At 71.7% G+C, this 14729-nt stretch carries 18 protein-coding genes and 1 pseudogene; 13 read left to right on the forward strand and 6 right to left on the reverse strand.

What is annotated here, in order from left to right:
- Positions 1-5: 5 nt before the first annotated feature.
- The gene (locus OG698_RS42255; RefSeq protein ID WP_199841808.1) at positions 6-392 is read right to left on the reverse strand and encodes a molybdopterin-binding protein; all 387 of its coding nucleotides are present in this window, start codon (positions 390-392) and stop codon (positions 6-8) included.
- A 148-nt stretch (positions 393-540) separates the two neighbouring features.
- Here OG698_RS42255 and OG698_RS42260 point away from each other — a divergent pair, with 148 nt between their 5' ends.
- The 4 genes and pseudogenes from OG698_RS42260 to OG698_RS42275 all read left to right on the forward strand — a co-directional run.
- A complete protein-coding gene (locus tag OG698_RS42260) occupies positions 541-1011 on the forward strand; it encodes a molybdopterin-dependent oxidoreductase (RefSeq protein ID WP_406109475.1) in 471 nt (156 codons plus the stop codon).
- Positions 1012-1065: 54 nt separating this feature from the next.
- Complete coding sequence (locus OG698_RS42265) at positions 1066-1167, forward strand: LysR family transcriptional regulator (protein WP_406109476.1); 102 nt, start codon at positions 1066-1068, stop codon at positions 1165-1167.
- A gap of 35 nt (positions 1168-1202) precedes the next feature.
- Complete coding sequence (locus OG698_RS42270; RefSeq protein WP_406109477.1) at positions 1203-1502, forward strand: hypothetical protein; 300 nt, start codon at positions 1203-1205, stop codon at positions 1500-1502.
- Positions 1432-1611: pseudogene (locus OG698_RS42275) on the forward strand (NAD-dependent formate dehydrogenase); the annotation flags it as partial. The gene OG698_RS42270 and the pseudogene OG698_RS42275, both read left to right, overlap by 71 nt.
- A gap of 30 nt (positions 1612-1641) precedes the next feature.
- On the opposite strand, the gene OG698_RS42280 reads toward OG698_RS42275, so the two are convergent.
- From OG698_RS42280 to OG698_RS42290, 3 genes are all read right to left on the reverse strand, one after another.
- Entirely contained in the window at positions 1642-2034 is a 393-nt protein-coding gene (locus OG698_RS42280) for a molybdopterin-binding protein (RefSeq protein WP_100594555.1), read from the reverse strand.
- A 22-nt stretch (positions 2035-2056) separates the two neighbouring features.
- Positions 2057-2512, reverse strand: a complete 456-nt coding sequence (locus OG698_RS42285; protein ID WP_406109478.1) for a GNAT family N-acetyltransferase — start codon at positions 2510-2512, stop codon at positions 2057-2059.
- A gap of 113 nt (positions 2513-2625) precedes the next feature.
- On the reverse strand, positions 2626-5124 hold the full coding sequence (locus tag OG698_RS42290; RefSeq protein WP_406109479.1) for a SpoIIE family protein phosphatase: 2499 nt from the start codon (positions 5122-5124) through the stop codon (positions 2626-2628).
- 175 nt (positions 5125-5299) lie between these two features.
- On the opposite strand from OG698_RS42290, the gene OG698_RS42295 reads away from it, so the two are divergent.
- From OG698_RS42295 to OG698_RS42325, 7 genes are all read left to right on the forward strand, one after another.
- Entirely contained in the window at positions 5300-5710 is a 411-nt protein-coding gene (locus OG698_RS42295; RefSeq protein WP_100594553.1) for a RidA family protein, read from the forward strand.
- A gap of 72 nt (positions 5711-5782) precedes the next feature.
- The gene (locus OG698_RS42300) at positions 5783-6430 is read left to right on the forward strand and encodes a DUF1707 domain-containing protein (RefSeq protein ID WP_406109480.1); all 648 of its coding nucleotides are present in this window, start codon (positions 5783-5785) and stop codon (positions 6428-6430) included.
- Positions 6431-6515: 85 nt separating this feature from the next.
- On the forward strand, positions 6516-7163 hold the full coding sequence (locus tag OG698_RS42305; protein ID WP_406109481.1) for a TetR/AcrR family transcriptional regulator: 648 nt from the start codon (positions 6516-6518) through the stop codon (positions 7161-7163).
- Between the two features lie 139 nt (positions 7164-7302).
- Positions 7303-8265 carry an alpha/beta hydrolase gene (locus tag OG698_RS42310; protein ID WP_406109482.1) on the forward strand — a complete coding sequence of 321 codons (963 nt, stop codon included), beginning with the start codon at positions 7303-7305 and terminating at the stop codon, positions 8263-8265.
- Positions 8262-9137, forward strand: a complete 876-nt coding sequence (locus tag OG698_RS42315) for an alpha/beta fold hydrolase (protein ID WP_406109483.1) — start codon at positions 8262-8264, stop codon at positions 9135-9137. Before OG698_RS42310 ends, OG698_RS42315 begins: the two co-directional genes overlap by 4 nt.
- 70 nt (positions 9138-9207) lie before the next feature.
- Positions 9208-10047 (forward strand): alpha/beta fold hydrolase, encoded by an 840-nt coding sequence (locus tag OG698_RS42320; RefSeq protein ID WP_406109484.1) that lies wholly within the window; start codon positions 9208-9210, stop codon positions 10045-10047.
- Positions 10048-10096: 49 nt separating this feature from the next.
- Positions 10097-10666 carry a GNAT family N-acetyltransferase gene (locus tag OG698_RS42325; protein WP_406109485.1) on the forward strand — a complete coding sequence of 190 codons (570 nt, stop codon included), beginning with the start codon at positions 10097-10099 and terminating at the stop codon, positions 10664-10666.
- Positions 10667-10682: 16 nt separating this feature from the next.
- Here the strand turns inward: OG698_RS42325 and OG698_RS42330 are convergent, their stop codons facing one another.
- A complete protein-coding gene (locus tag OG698_RS42330; RefSeq protein ID WP_406109486.1) occupies positions 10683-11489 on the reverse strand; it encodes a cache domain-containing protein in 807 nt (268 codons plus the stop codon).
- Complete coding sequence (locus tag OG698_RS42335) at positions 11443-12267, reverse strand: FadR/GntR family transcriptional regulator (protein WP_399973174.1); 825 nt, start codon at positions 12265-12267, stop codon at positions 11443-11445. Before OG698_RS42335 ends, OG698_RS42330 begins: the two co-directional genes overlap by 47 nt.
- 107 nt (positions 12268-12374) lie before the next feature.
- Between OG698_RS42335 and OG698_RS42340 the strand changes: the two genes are divergently transcribed.
- Together OG698_RS42340 and OG698_RS42345 are read left to right on the forward strand one after the other, a co-directional pair.
- The gene (locus tag OG698_RS42340) at positions 12375-13409 is read left to right on the forward strand and encodes an ABC transporter ATP-binding protein (RefSeq protein ID WP_356275128.1); all 1035 of its coding nucleotides are present in this window, start codon (positions 12375-12377) and stop codon (positions 13407-13409) included.
- 106 nt (positions 13410-13515) lie between these two features.
- Positions 13516-14718: an ABC transporter substrate-binding protein gene (locus OG698_RS42345; RefSeq protein WP_356275523.1), complete on the forward strand. Its 1203-nt coding sequence runs from the start codon at positions 13516-13518 to the stop codon at positions 14716-14718.
- The last annotated feature ends 11 nt before the right edge of the window (positions 14719-14729 follow it).

The following is a 14729-nucleotide window of genomic DNA, read 5'->3' on the forward strand; positions in this document are numbered from 1 at the left end:
ACACTTCAAGGACTTTCGACGACCACATTGGTCGATTTGATCACGGCGACGGCAGGCACACCGGGTTCCAGCTCCATCTCCTCGGCCGACTCCCGGCTGACCATGGCCACGACCCGGAAGGGTCCGGCCTGGATCTCCACCTGCGCCGACACATCCCCGAGGATCACCTCGGTGACGATGCCGGAAAGGCGGTTGCGCGCCGAGGATCCGTTGTTCGTCCGCTCGGTGCGGTGCAGCTCCCGGGCGAAGGACGCCAGGTCCGGCCCGGGGATGATCCGGCGGCCCAGCTCGTCACGCTCGGCATGCAGCTTCCCGCCGTCGACCCAGCGCCGAAGGGTGTCGGCGCTGACGCCCATCAAGGCGGCCGCCTCCCCGATCCGGTAGGTGCGCATGCACGGATCATACTGCCGCAGATGCGAGGCGGAAGTCTCTTGTCGCATCGCATGAGCTGGACCATGTGCGGACGGGGGTAGGCATGTGCGTTTGTGTGAGAGTGCTCCGGCCGCGGCCCGGGTACGGTCATTCGGGAGGTGGTAGTCCGTGCGTCAATCCCTTACGGCCGCCGGTCCGGTGGCAGAGCTCGCCCTGACCGGCGATGTCGCGCGCCCGGGCCGGCTGACGGTGCCCGATCTGCTCGACTGGCCGCAGCACGCGGCCCGGGTCAGCTTCGAGTGCGCCACCAGCGGCATCCAGGAGCACAGCTTCGCGGGCCCGCTGCTGCACGACGTCCTGCACGACGCGGGACCCGGCTTCGACCCAGCCCGACGCAAGGACCGCCTGCGGTTCCTGATCGCGGTGACCGGAGCCGACGGCCATCACGCCCTGCTGTCCTGGGCGGAGATCGACCCGGATTTCGGGCGGGCACCCGTCCTGCTCGCCGTCACCATCGACGACACGCCCCTCGACCGGGCCGGCCCTCAGCTCGTCCTGCCCCAGGACCGCTGCGGGGCGCGACACATCAGTGGCATCAACGCGATCCGCGTGGACGGCCGCTACACGTCGTGGGCGTGACAGGGCGAGAGCGCCACCGGCACACCGGACCCCCGACCGCCCACGGAGGGCCGCATGCTGCTGCGCCAGCTCGAATACCTCGTCGCGCTCGCCCGTGAGCGGCCCTTCGCGCGGGCGGCGGCCGTCTGCTTCGTGTCGCAGCCGCGTCCCTGCTGACCACCCCGTTCTGCGAGCGGCACCCGAAGGTCCGCGTGGGCATCGAGTCGCTGTCGTCCGCCGAGATCACCCACGGACTGGCCGAGTTCGAACTTGACGCGGCGATGACGTATGTCGACGACGACACCCTCGGACATGTGCGCCGCTTCCCGTTGTACGAGGAGCGGTACGTGCTCCTGACCCCGCTCGACGGCCCCCTCGCCGCGGCGTCGAAGGCCCGCTGGGCGTACGCGGCCGCCCTCCCGCCGTGCCTCCTCAACTCCCGCCCCGCACATCTCCGGATCCTCGCTGTCCGCGCAGGCCCGCTATGCGGCGGGCACCCGGGAGATCCTTGAGGCCTGGCTGGACGGCAGGCCGATCCGTGACGAGTACCTGATCGTGGAGGGCGGTGCGCTGGCCGGCGCGGGCGCGCACTCGTACTCCACGTCGACGGGCGACGCCTGAGGCGCATGAGACGGCCGCCGCCCGCAGACGTCAGGTGCGGTCGATGTGCACGTTCGTCGACTTCACGCGGGCGGTGGCCTCCGCACCGACCTCAAGTCCCAGCTCCTCCACGGCCTCACGCGTGAGCAGCGACACCAGCCGGTGAGGGCCCGCCTGGATCTCCACCTGGGCCGCCACATCGCCCAGCTTCACGGCAGTGACGATGCCGGGGAAGGCGTTGCGCGCGGAGGTGTACGAGATGTCGTCCTCGCCGCCGGTCCTGGCGACCTCGACCGAGAGGGCGGCCAGGTCCCTGCCGTCGATGAGCCGCCGCCCACCCGCGTCACGGTGGGTGGCCACTCTGCCCGCATCGGCCCATCGCCGCGCGGTGTCCGGGCTCACGCCGAGGAGCCGCGCGGCCTGGCCGATCGTGTAGGACTGCATACGCGTCAAGATAGACGAATACTCAGGTGAGCCCGTCCTCGGCGAGCCGCATCGTGAACCACAGCGCGGGGTCCTCCGGCAGCACGTAGCGCTCCACCTCCACGAACCCGTGCTTCTCCGCGAACCGCACCCCGGCCACGTTGGACGCCAGGATCACCGTCTCGATGACGGCGGCGTCCAGTTTCCGCGCGTGCTCCAGGCCGTGCCGGTAGAGCACTTCGCCGAAGCCCTGCCGCCGGTGGTCGGGGAGCACGCGGGCGATCACTGTGGCTGTGGCGGTGTCGTCCGTCGGCGGGCGCACCGTCGTGCAGCCCACGAGGGTGTCGCCGAGATAGGCGACTTCCAGATGGTTGCGCCCCACCCGCTCGCGCACGTCGTCGAGGGACAGCGGGTCGGCCGGGATGATCAGGTTGTGGGCGTGACGCCAGTCCTCGATCAGGGCGTCGCCCTGCACCTTCTCAATGCGTAGATCAGTCATCGCAGCAGGAAATCGTGCGCATCGCCGCACGTCAACTGTGTATCGGCGCCCGGCAGTCGGTGATCGGGCGACTTCTTTGTGGCCTGGAGGGGATGCGGTGGCGCGGCGCTGCTTCAGCGTGTCGTTTCCGGCGGCTGGTCGTCGGTCCCGGTCCCGGTGTCCGGTTCGTCGGTGAGGGACTGTTCGGCCCAGATGATCTTCCCGTCGAGGGTGTAGCGCGCTCCCCAGCGCTGGGAGAACTGGGAGACGAGAAACAGCCCGCGCCCGCCCTCGTCGGTGGTGCGGGGGTGGCGCAGATGCGGAGCGCTGGCGCCCGCGTCGGACACCTCGCAGATCAGCGCCCGTTCGACGATCAGACGCAGCCGGATCGGCCCGGAGGCGTACCGGATCGCGTTGGTGACGAGTTCGCTGACGACGAGTTCCGTGGTGTAGGCGAGTTCGTCGAGCCCCCATTCGGACAGCTGCCGGGTGACCTTCTTGCGTGCCTCGGCGACGACCGCCGGGTCGCTCTCCAGATCCCACGACGCGACCTGCCCGGCGCCGAGACGGTGGGTGCGGGCCATCAGCAGGGCCACATCGTCGATCGGGCGCGCGGGCACCAGCGCGTCGACGACGGCCACGCAGCGGCCCTCCAGGGACGGGCCGCGCAGCTCCAGGGCATTGCGCAGGCGCTCCCTGCCCGCGTCGAGGCCGGGCTCGCGGCCGGGTTCCCGTGGGGCGACGGCGAGCAGTCCGTCGGTGTGCAGCGCGAGCACAGTGCCTTCCGCGAGGGACAACTCGGCCCCCTGGAAGGGCAGACCGCCCGTGCCGAGCGCAGGCCCGATCTGGAGGTCGGGGAAGGAGACCGTGCCGTCCGGGGTCACGAGCGCGGGCGGGGGATGCGCGGAGCTGGCCATGGCGCACTGGCCGCTGACCGGGTCGTACACCACGTACAGACAGCTGGAGCCCACGGCCTGGACCGCGCTGAGGGCGTCCTCCTCGCGTGCGCCCCTGCTGACCAGGTCGTCAAGGTGGGCCAGCACCTCCTCCGGCGGGAGGTCCAGATCCGCGAGCGTCTGGACCGCGGTGCGCAGCCGTCCCATGGCGGCGGCGCCGTCGATGCCGTGACCGGGGACGTCGCCCACGACGAGGGCGACCCGGGCACCGGACAGCGGGATGACGTCGAACCAGTCGCCGCCGAGGCCCGTCAGCTCGTCCGCGGGCCGGTAGCAGGCGGTGACGTCCACCGCGTTCTGCTCGGGCAGATGGCTCGGCAGCAGACTCCGCTGAAGCACCAGCGCGGCGTCGCGTTCGCGTGTGTAGCGGCGGGCGTTGTCCACGCAGATCGCGGCCCGGGCGACGAACTCCTCCGCGAGCGCCAGATCGTCCGCGTCGAACGGGTCGGGGCGGTCCCGCCGGAAGAAGGTGGTGACGCCCATCGTGATGCCGCGCGAGCGGATCGGCACGATCATCATCGAGTGCAGCCCGAGCTCCATGAGGGACACCGCAGGGCGCCCCGTCTCGGCCGCCGCCCAGTCCTCGGCCCCGGGGCCGACCTGCTCCTCGTGCCAGGACTCGCCGCTGGTCAGGACGCGGACGGGGGGTGAATCCGCGTGATAACGGACCGTCTCCCCGATGCGGACGACGGTCTCGGGGACGCCGTCCCGCACTGACTGGTGGCCCGCGCGCCGCAGCATCACCATCTCGGAGCCGCTCGGCGGCCCCGGCGTCGGCTCGGCTCCTTCGAGCACCGACTCCAGCAGATCCACGGCGACGAAGTCCGCGAGGCCGGGCACCGCCGCATCGGCCAGTTCCTGCCCGGTCTGCAGGACGTTCAGACTCCGGCCGATGTGCTCACCGGCCCGGTCCAGGAGGGCGAGCCGCTGCCGGGCCAGATAGCGGTCGGTGATGTCCATCGCCGTGTAGTAGACGCCCAGGGGGTGCCCGTTGTCGTCGTCGAGCCGCGAGAACGACATGGCGTGGGCGACCTGGCGGTGCGGCGAGGACTGTACGCGGCCCACTTGCTCGAAGTCCACGAGCGCTTCGCCCGTCTCCAGGACCTGCCGCATCTTCGCTTCGAGCCGCTCGGAGTCGAGCCCGGGCTGGATGTCCGCCAGCCTGCGACCGATACGGTCCCGCGCCGGACCGCCGCCGAACTGTGCCAGCGCCTCGTTCGACCACACGTACCGCAGATCCGTGTCCACGATGGCGATCCCCAAGGGGGAGCGCGTGGCCATCTGCTCAAGGACGGAGCGGCTCATGTTCCATCCCGGCGCCCCCGTCAGGTCCGTCACGAGCGCGATCCAGCGCTCGGACCCCTGGCTGAGCTGCGCCTCGACGACGCGCACCATCAGAGTGACGGAGTGGCCGTCGTGGTGCCTCGCCGTCAGGATCCCCGACCAGCCGCCGCCCCTCCTGCATCGCTCGCTGAGCGCGGGAACGCGGGCCGCGTCCGCGGGCAGCAGCAGCTCGGCCACCTTCCGGCCCACGACCTCGGCGGCCGCGTACCCCAGCAGCCGCCCGGCTCCGCCCGACCAGCCGGACACCACCCCGTGCGTGTCCAGCAGCACCGGCGCGGCGTCCGCCACGTCGAAGCGCTGCTCGGTGGCATCGCTGTGCTCGCTCGTCCCCACGGCGCCCCGCTCCGTCCTGAAGGTGGCTCCCCCCTCTCGTCCATTCTTCACCTCGTGTGACGATGGCGGCAGCTGTTCGCCACCCGCACGCCTCCGCGCCGGGAAAATCCGGGGCGCCCGCCGAGGTTCCTTGCGAGGATGACTGCCCGTCGTACCCGCTTCGAAGGGAATTCACGTGCCCCGCGCCGTCTCGCTGATCCGTTCGTCCTCGCTGTCCGACGTCGCCGAGTACGCCTACGCGGCCACGGCGCCCGCGGAAGCGCGGCTGATCTTCCTCGCGGGGGCCTGTCCGCTGAACGAGGACGGCTCGACGGCGGCCGTCGGCGACTACGCCGGACAGGCGGCCAAGGCCGTGGAGAACATGCGGACGGCGCTCACCGAGTCCGGCGCCACGCTCGGCGACGTCATCAGCACCCGCGTCCTCGTCGCGTCCACGCGCCAGGAGGACCTGGTGACTGCGTGGGAGGTGGTGCGCGACGCGTTCGGCGACCATGATGTCCCCAGTACGTTGATGGGGGTCACGGTGCTCGGGTACCACGACCAGCTCGTGGAGATCGAGGGCGTCGCGGCGGTACTGGACTCCTGACGGGGCGGGCCGATCAGGGGTGGCCGCACGGGCCGGTTCCACGAGTGGCGGCCACGCCACTAGAGTGCGTCCATGCCCGGTGAAAAGCTGCCAGACCGCCGCGAACTGCGTGCGTCGCACGAGGAGCGCGACCAGGTCGTGGAGCGGCTGACCGTCGCCGCCGGTGACGGCCGGCTGACCGCGGACGAGCTGGACGAACGGCTCGAGGCCGCGCTGACGGCCCGTACCCACGGTGAGCTGGCGGCCCTGCTCGCCGACCTGCCGGACGCCGGTCCCGCGTGGGCCGCCGGGGTCGCGGCCGCGACCCCGAAAGACGTGTCGCGGATCGTCGTCGACAGCGCGAGCGCGAAGCGGGACGGCGGCTGGGTGGTCCCGAGGCGTCTGGAGATCGAGTCGAGGAGCGGTTCCGTCGTGCTCGACTTCACCCAAGCTGTCATCGCGGTGCCCACTCTGGAGATCGAGGTGGCGGTGCGCAGTGGGTCGGTGACGCTGCTCGTGCCGCCGGACGTCGTCGCCGACGTCGAGGATGTGGCCGTTCGCAGCGGCAGCGTGCGCCATCAGGCACGGCCCGAGCCCGTGACGCCGGTCAGGCTGCGCATCCAGATGACGGGTGAGGTCCACAGCGGCAGCGTCACCATACGGCCGCCCAGGCCGCCCCGCCGCGGCTTCTGGCAGTGGCTGCTGCGGCGCCCGCGACCGGTGGCGGCGCTCCCTCGCTGACCGGGACCCTGTGGGACTACGGATCATGGTCCGATCCCGGGGGCTATGGTCGGCCCGAGCGTTCGCTGCGCGAGGAGGACCGGCCATGGAAGCCGCCGATGTGAACACCCCTGCCGACGACGGCTCACCAGGACGGGCGGGCTACCGACGGTCGGCCGGGTCGCCGCGCGGCGAAGCCCGGCGGCGCGAACTCCTCGCCCTTGTCACCGAAGACCTCGCGGTCAACGGACTCGTGGACTTCTCGCTCCGGCGCGCGGCGCGAGCGGCCGGCACCACGCACAAGGTCCTGCTGTACCACTTCGACGGGGCCGACGACCTGCTCACGCAGGCGATCGTCCAGCTGCGCGAGCGGCGCATCGCGAAGGCGCTGGCCGCCGCCACCGAGGGCCACGACCGCAGGACGCTGGCGGACTGGGTGCGCGCGGTCTGGCCGATCCTCGTGGGGGAGGAGGCGCGCGTGCTCGACCAGGCCATCGGGCTGGCGATGTACGACCCGGACCGCCATGCGGCACTCGGCCGCGAGGCGTCGCAGCAGTATCTGCCCACGCTGCTGTCCGTCTGTCCGAGGCACTGGTCCGACCGTCGCAAGCTCGAGGTCGCCGAGATGGTCCTCGCCACGCTCCGGGGCTTTCTGGTGGACGCGCGGACCAGTGGTGACGCCGAGGGCGTCGCCGCCGGGTTCGAGGCGCTGGCCCGCTCGCTGGAGCGCGAGGAGGCGGCGGAGGAGGCGTAACCGCGACGCCTGGGTGGCCCCCGACCCTGCCGGACCCCGTGGGCGGAGACCGTGGACAGGTTGTGAACCACGTGGTTCACTTTTGCTGAGGGTGCTTCTCATCCACTCGGATCCACGCGGGTCCACTCGGAGGCCGGTCATGCGGATGTCCATGGAGCGGGAGAAAGTCCGATTCCCCAGCGGCGGCACCGACTGTGCCGCGTGGCACTACCCGGGGACCAACGCCGCGTGTGTGGTCATGGCGGCCGGCGGCGGAGTGACCAAGGAGCCGGGCACCGACCCGTTCGCGGCGCGCTTCCACGCCGCCGGGTTCAGCGTCCTGGCCTTCGACTACCGGCGCCTCGGCGAAAGCGGGGGAGCGCCGCGCCAGATCCTGAACATCCGGGAGCAGCTCGCCGACTGGCGGGCCGCGATCGCGTGCGCCGCCGCCCTGCCGGAGGTCGACCCCGCTCGGGTCGCGGCCTGGGGGTTCTCGGCATCGGGCGGCCACATCTTCGAAGTCGCGGCCCGCGCACCGCGGTTGGCGGCGGCGATCGCGCAGACGCCGCTGGCCGACGGACCCGAGGCGTCGCGCAGGGCTATGACGTATCAGACGCCGTGGGGCATGCTGCGGCTCAGTGTCAGGGGCCTGCTCGATGCCGCCGGTGGTCTCGTCGGACGCGGTCCCTTGCTGATGCCGCTCGCCGGTCCGCCCGGGACCGTGGCGGTGCTCACCACGCCGGACGGCAACGACGGGGACCGGGCGCTCAACCCCGGCAACCGCTACCCGGAGTGGCAGCAGGAGGTCGCCGCCCGCACGGCGCTGAGCCTCAGCTTCTACCGGCCCGGCCGCCGGGCTTCCGAGGCGCGGTGTCCCCTGCTGGTCGTCGTGTGCGACCAGGACCGGTCCGCCCTGCCGGGGCCGGCCGTCGCCGCGGCACGGCGAGCGCCGCAGGCCGAGGTGGTTCACCTGCCGGGAGGGCACTACGCACCCTTCATGGACGCGCACGAGCCGACGGTTGAGGTCGAACTCGCGTTTCTGCAGCGCCACTTGGTCGATGAGGCACCCGTCGGCGGCGGTGTCGCGGCGACCGCTGACCCTTCGGTCCGAAGCCGGTCATGAGGGAGATCGAACTGTCCGCAGGGACCATCGAGTACGAGGACACGGGCGGGCAGGCGGACGCGGACGCCAGTGGCCCCACCGTCGTCTTCCTGCACGGCCTGATGATGGACGCCTCGCTCTGGGACGGGCCGATCGCGGAACTGTCCGGCGAGCACCGGTGTGTGGCGCCCACGCTGCCCCTCGGCGCACACCGCCGTGCGATGCACGACGACGCCGAACTGTCGCTGCCCGGCGTCGCCCGCCTCGTGGCCGAGTTCCTCGACCGACTCGACCTGCGCGACGTCACGCTCGTAGGCAACGACACCGGCGGGGCGCTCGTTCAACTGGTCGTCTCCGAGGGCGCAGCCGAGCGTGTGGGGCGCGTGGTGCTCGTCTCGTGCGAGGCATTCGACAACCTTCCACCGGGGCTGACGGGCAGGACGCTCGCTCTCGCGGGGAAGCTGTCGCCACGGATGTTCGGGCTGTTCATGCAGCAGATGCGGCTCGGCGCGGTACGGCGGCTGCCGGTCGCGTTCGGGTGGCTGACGAAACGGGGTGGAGCTACGACCGGTCGATGGATGAGGCCGGTCATCACGCAGCCGGAGATCCGCCGCGATGCCGTACGGATGCTGCGCGCGGTGTTCGCCGACACGCGCGTCCTGCTCAGGGCGGCGGAGCGCCTGCCGGGATTCGACCGGCCCGCGCTCGTCATCTGGGCGCGCGACGACCGCGTGATGCCGCTCGACCATGGCCGGCGCCTCGCCGAACTCCTCCCGCACGGGCGGCTGGTCGAGATCGAGGACAGCTACACCCTCATCCCCCTGGACCGGCCGACCGAACTGGCCTCCGTTGTAGGGGAGTTCACGCGTGCACCCGATCCGGATCCGCGCTAGCGGTCCCGACCCCACCCACCCGGGGCCAATCCGCTTGCCATGATCGGCGCGCGGACCCGAGGATGACGGCATGCCCGCCTTCACCGCACCCGACGGCACCCGGCTCGCCTACCACGTCGTGGGGGAGGGTGAGCCCTTGATCTGCCTGCCCGGCGGGCCCATGCGCGCCTCCGCCTACCTCGGCGACCTCGGCGGGCTTGCGAAGCGGCGCCGCCTCGTCCTGCTGGACCTGCGCGGCACCGGCGGCTCCGACGCCCCGGCCGACCCGTCCACGTACCGCTGCGACCGGCAGGTCGACGACGTCGAGGCGCTCCGTGTCCAACTCGGCCTGGAGGGCGTCGATCTGCTCGCGCACTCGGCGGCCGGAGACCTCGCGCTGCTCTACGCGGCCAGGTACCCCCGGCGCGTCCGCACCCTCGCGATGGTCACCGCCCGCGCACGTGCCCTCGGTGTCGACTTCACCACGGAGCAGCGGCTCGAAGCGGCGGACCTGCGCGCGGACGAACCGTGGTTCGGGTCCGCGCGCGACGCGTACGGACGGGTCTGGGACGGCACCGCGACCGACGCCGACTTCGACGCGGCGCTCCCGTTCTTCTACGGTCGCTGGGACGCGGCCGCCGAGGCGCACGCCGCCGGCGAGGTCGAGCAGACCAACGAGGAGGCGGCGGAAGTCTACGCGTCCCGCGGAGCCTTCGACCCCGCCGCGGCCCGTGCCGCCCTGGCCGGGTGGGACGCGCGGGTCCTGGTCCTGGCGGGGGAGCGGGACGGCGGCCCGTTGCCCCGGGTCGCCGCAGCCGTCGCGGAGCTGTTCCCGCACGCCGCACTGGTCGTCCAGGCAGGCGCGGGCCACTTCCCGTGGGTCGACGACCCCGATCGCTTCACGGAGACGGTGGCCTCGTTCCTGGGATAGCCGCCGCCGCCGCCGTGCGTGCCGTGTCTGCCGTGTCAAGATCGGTTCCATGATGTATCGCTGGGCGACCGAGGCCGACGCTCCCGCCATGGCCGCGCTCTTCGCCGCCAATCACCGCGACGCCCTGACGGAACAGCAGCGGGACGAGCAGGGCTTCGTGCAGGGGGGTTTCGACGCCGCCGCGCTCCGCGCCATGGCCGCCGCCGGGACGCTCCTGGTCGCCGACGACGACGGGAAAGTGGCGGGTCTCCTCGCCCTCTCCGGCCCCGACGAACTGCCCGCGCCGCCGCCACCGGTCGTGGGTCTGCTCGCCGCACAGGACACGCTGCGCTGGGAGGGCCGGCCGCTGAGTGAGGTGCGCTGGCTGCTCTACGGCCCCGTGGTCGTCGACGCGGCCTACCGGGGGCGCGGGGTGGCGCGTGGCCTGTTCACCATGGCCGTCGAGGCGGCCGCTGCGCGGGCCGACGCGGTGGTCGCGTTCATCGAGTCCACGAACCGGCCCTCCTGGCGCGTGCACGTGGACGGGTTCGGTATGCGGCCCTTGGGCGAGTACGTGGTGGACGGTCGCGCGTACAGCGCGGTCGCGGCGGCGGCTGTGCGTGCGCCGGGTGGTGCCTGAGGGGGCCGGAGCAGGTCTATGACCGCCTGGCCGCAGACATCGGAGGTGTCGTGGCCAAGATCAACGGGACACCGTCGCACGGCAGTAGGCGCAGCTCGTCGTGGTCCGTGCCCTGTGTCGGTCCGGCCAGTACCGCCGCGAGGTCGGGGCCCTTGGTGAGGGAGCCGACGAGGTGGCGGGGGTCCGTCGAGGCGGCGACGCGGCCGCGCGCGTTCACCAGGCGGGCGGGACCCGGAAGGCGCTGGAGCAGCGGCACGACGACGGACTCGAAGCGCCGCAGGTAGACGTCGGCGGCGGCCACTCCCATGAACCGGCCTCCGACCGTCACGGGCGCGGACAGCGTGAGGCTGTACTCGTCGGAGCAGAGGTAGTCGACGTAGGGGCCCGCGACCGCCCGCTGCCCGGTGTCGCGGGGCAGCGTGAACCAGTCCCAGTGGGTGTAGTCCGAGTACGCGGAGCGCTGCGGGTCCAGGTCGAGCAGCAGCCGCTGCACGGATCCGTCCGCGGTCCGCTGCCACCACTCCAGCCACGCGGGTACGTCGTCGAGGAGACCGGGCGCCGCGACGAAGCCGATCCCCGAGACCAGGTCGTAGCGGTCGAGCCGGGTGTGCAGTCCGGGGCGCAGCGCGGTCAGGTCGTCCGTGGCCGGGCGGCGGCCCTTGGCGGCGACGGAGGAGAGTACCGACTCGATGTCCGCGGCGGTGGCGCCGACGGCGTCGAAGACCCCTTCGAGCGCGTCTCGGACGCGGGCGGCCGCGTCGGCTGCCGACAGGTCCTCAAGCAGCGCCGATCCGGCGTGTGCGGGACGGGGGTTGCTGCCCATCGGGGGCCTCCTTCGGGCGGGGACCGCTCGCGTCGCCGGCCGGGCCGAGGCGGAGTTCGATCAGGCGCGCCATGGAGGTCTGCACGCACTGTTCGGCCAGGGCCCTGGCGCGGTCGTCCGCCCCATCATGCACGGCCGAGATCACGGCGCGGTGACGGTCCGCGGCGTCCGCGAGGAGGTCGTCGTCGCGCAGCACCAGCCGCAGCAGCGCCCCGACTTCGGTCTGCAGAGTGACTTCTTCCCTGGTCAGACGGGCGGACTGGGCGGCGGCGGCCAGCTCGACATGGAAGCGACCGTAGACGCGGCTGCGGGCCCCCGAGTCCTTGGCGTCCATCAACTCTCCCAAAGACCTCTGCAGTTGCCGCAGATCGGCGGGCTCCGTGCGCCGGGCCGCAAGGCGGGCGGCGGCGCCGGAGACGGCGGCCCAGTGGTCGGCGAGATCGCGCAGTTCCTCGGTGCTCCAGTCGGCGAGGCGGGCGAGGAGCCGGTCCTCGGCGGGGCCGTCGGGGACGGTGACGAAGCTGCCGCCGCCGCGGCCCCTGCGGGTGGTGACCAGGCCGCGCTGCCGCAGCGCCATGAGGGCCTCGCGCAGGGTCACGGTGGAGACGCCGAGCTGGGCGGCGAGGTCGCTCTCGCCGGGCAGCTGCTCACCGTCGGCGAGCAGCCCGAGGTCGATGGCGTCACCGAGCCTCCGCACGACGGCGTCCACGCGGGCGAGCGTGTCGACGGGCGTGAAGACGGCTCTTCGGACGCCGGTTTTGTCTCGGTTCACGGTCACCACCTTGCCACTTGGCACAGCCTTTACCTTAGCGGGGCCTTGAAATTAGAACTATGGCTTCATATGTTTACGGCCAACTCCCGACAGCACCAGAAAGGTTCCCGCCCATGGAGGGAATGGCCATCCGGCTGCAGAGCCTGCGCAAGTCCTTCGGCAGGACGGAGGCCGTGGCCGGGGTCGACCTGGAGATCGCGGACGGCGAGTTCTTCTCGATGCTCGGGCCGTCCGGCTCGGGCAAGACCACGGTGCTCCGGATGATCGCGGGCTTCGAGGCCCCGACCGCCGGAACCATCGAGCTCGCGGGCGCCGACGTCACCCGCCGGGCCCCCTTCGAGCGTGACGTGCACACCGTGTTCCAGGACTACGCCCTGTTCCCGCACATGACCCTGGAGCAGAACGTCGCCTACAGCCTCAAGGTCCGCAAGGTGCCCAAGGCCGAGCGTCTCGCGCGGGCCAGGGAGGCTCTGGCGAGCGTGCGGCTCGAAGGCTTCGGCGGGCGCCGGCCCTCCCAGTTGTCCGGCGGCCAGCGTCAGCGCGTGGCCCTGGCTCGCGCCCTCGTCGGCCGCCCGAAGGTGCTGCTCCTCGACGAGCCGCTGGGCGCCCTCGACCTCAAGCTCCGCGAGCAGATGCAGGTCGAACTCAAGGCGATCCAGCGCGAGATCGGCATCACGTTCGTCTTCGTGACGCACGACCAGGAGGAGGCGCTGACGATGAGCGACCGCATCGCGGTCTTCAACCAGGGCCGCGTCGAGCAGGTCGGCACCCCGGCCCAGATATACGAGCGTCCCGCCACCCCCTTCGTCGCGGGCTTCGTCGGCACCTCGAACCTGTTGTCCGGCGACGCGGCGGAGCAGGTCGTGGGGGACCGGGCGACGTACAGCATCCGCCCGGAGAAGATCCACGTGCTCAAGGAGTCCGCCGCCGCCGAGCCGGAGCACGCGAGCGCGACCGGCACCGTCGCGGAGGTCGTCTATCTGGGGGACGCGACCCGGTTCCTCGTCGACCTCGACGCGGGCGGCCGGCTGACCGCCCTCCAGCAGAACCTGGAGACCTCGTCCGAGGACGTGGCCGCCCTGCGCGGCTCCCGGGTCAGACTCCAGTGGCACCGGCGGCACAACTTCCAGGTGCCCGAGGCGAGTTGACCCCCGGCCCGCCGCGTTCCTGACGCACACGCACACGCACGCGTCGCCGCAGACCCCGTACGACCGTTACCGACTGCCCGCCCGTCCCCTCACCGTGGAGATCCCCGTGCGACTGACCCGAACGTCCCGAGCGGTGGCCGCGCTCGGCGCCCTGCTCCTCGCCTCCGCCTGCGGTTCCTCGGACACCGCCGGATCCTCGCCCGGCGGCAGCGACTTCACCCCGCCGAAGCTCTCCGCGCAGAAGACCCTCGGCAAGACGGAGGGCCAGGTCAACCTGATCGCGTGGGCCGGTTACGCCGAGGACGGCTCGAACGACCCGAAGGTCGACTGGGTCACCGACTTCGAGAAGCAGACCGGCTGCCAGGTCAACACCAAGACCGCGGGCACGTCCGACGAGATGGTCAACCTGATGAAGACCGGCCAGTACGACGCGGTCTCCGCGTCCGGCGACGCGTCGCTGCGGCTGATCGCCTCGGGTGACGCGGCCCCCGTGAACACCAAGCTGGTGCCCAACTACAAGGACGTCTTCGCCGGACTGAAGAACCAGCAGTGGAACTCGGTCAAGGGTGTCGCCTACGGCATCCCGCACGGCCGCGGCGCCAACCTCCTGATGTACAACACCAAGAAGGTCTCCCCGGCGCCCGACTCCTGGTCCGCGGTCTTCGACAAGGCCTCGGCCCACAAGGGGAAGGTCACCGCGTACGACTCGCCGATCTACCTCGCGGACGCCGCCCTGTACCTGATGAAGTCCAAGCCGTCCCTCGGCATCAAGGACCCGTACGCCCTGGACCAGAAGCAGTTCGACGCGGCGGTCGCCCTGCTCAAGGCGCAGAACTCCAATGTCGGCGAGTACTGGAGCGACTACCTCAAGGAGGTCTCCGCCTTCAAGAGCGGTGACTCCGTCGTCGGTACCAGCTGGCAGGTGATCCTCAACACCGCCCAGGCGGAGAAGGTCCCCGTGAAGGGCGTCCTGCCCAAGGAGGGCGCCACCGGCTGGTCCGACACGTGGATGCTCTCCGCCAAGGCCAAGCACCCCAACTGCGCGTACAAGTGGATGGACTGGATCATCTCGCCCAAGGCCAACGCCCAGGTCGCCGAGTACTTCGGCGAGGCGCCGGCCAACGCGAAGGCCTGTGACCTGACGGCCGACAAGAACCACTGCGCCACCTACCACGCGGCCGACGAGGCCTACTGGAAGAACGTCCACTTCTGGACCACGCCCATCGCCCAGTGCATCGACGGCCGCACGGACACCAAGTGCGTCCCGTACGCCAAGTGGGTCCAGGCCTGGACCGAGATCAAGGGCTAGGACCTGCCGCC

Origin of the sequence: Streptomyces sp. NBC_01003 (assembly GCF_045162695.1) — a bacterium.
Classification (GTDB): domain Bacteria; phylum Actinomycetota; class Actinomycetes; order Streptomycetales; family Streptomycetaceae; genus Streptomyces.

Bases quoted from the DNA above. Each gene is read 5' to 3' on its own strand.
- OG698_RS42285 (WP_406109478.1), bottom strand. From the start codon at position 2,512: ATGACTGATCTACGCATTGAGAAGGTGCAGGGCGACGCCCTGATCGAG.
- OG698_RS42325 (WP_406109485.1), top strand. From the start codon at position 10,097: ATGATGTATCGCTGGGCGACCGAGGCCGACGCTCCCGCCATGGCCGCG.
- OG698_RS42315 (WP_406109483.1), top strand. From the start codon at position 8,262: ATGAGGGAGATCGAACTGTCCGCAGGGACCATCGAGTACGAGGACACG.
- OG698_RS42280 (WP_100594555.1), bottom strand. From the start codon at position 2,034: ATGCAGTCCTACACGATCGGCCAGGCCGCGCGGCTCCTCGGCGTGAGC.
- OG698_RS42320 (WP_406109484.1), top strand. From the start codon at position 9,208: ATGCCCGCCTTCACCGCACCCGACGGCACCCGGCTCGCCTACCACGTC.
- OG698_RS42255 (WP_199841808.1), bottom strand. From the start codon at position 392: ATGCGCACCTACCGGATCGGGGAGGCGGCCGCCTTGATGGGCGTCAGC.
- OG698_RS42310 (WP_406109482.1), top strand. From the start codon at position 7,303: ATGCGGATGTCCATGGAGCGGGAGAAAGTCCGATTCCCCAGCGGCGGC.
- OG698_RS42340 (WP_356275128.1), top strand. From the start codon at position 12,375: ATGGAGGGAATGGCCATCCGGCTGCAGAGCCTGCGCAAGTCCTTCGGC.
- OG698_RS42330 (WP_406109486.1), bottom strand. From the start codon at position 11,489: ATGGGCAGCAACCCCCGTCCCGCACACGCCGGATCGGCGCTGCTTGAG.
- OG698_RS42300 (WP_406109480.1), top strand. From the start codon at position 5,783: ATGCCCGGTGAAAAGCTGCCAGACCGCCGCGAACTGCGTGCGTCGCAC.
- OG698_RS42305 (WP_406109481.1), top strand. From the start codon at position 6,516: ATGGAAGCCGCCGATGTGAACACCCCTGCCGACGACGGCTCACCAGGA.
- OG698_RS42265 (WP_406109476.1), top strand. From the start codon at position 1,066: ATGCTGCTGCGCCAGCTCGAATACCTCGTCGCGCTCGCCCGTGAGCGG.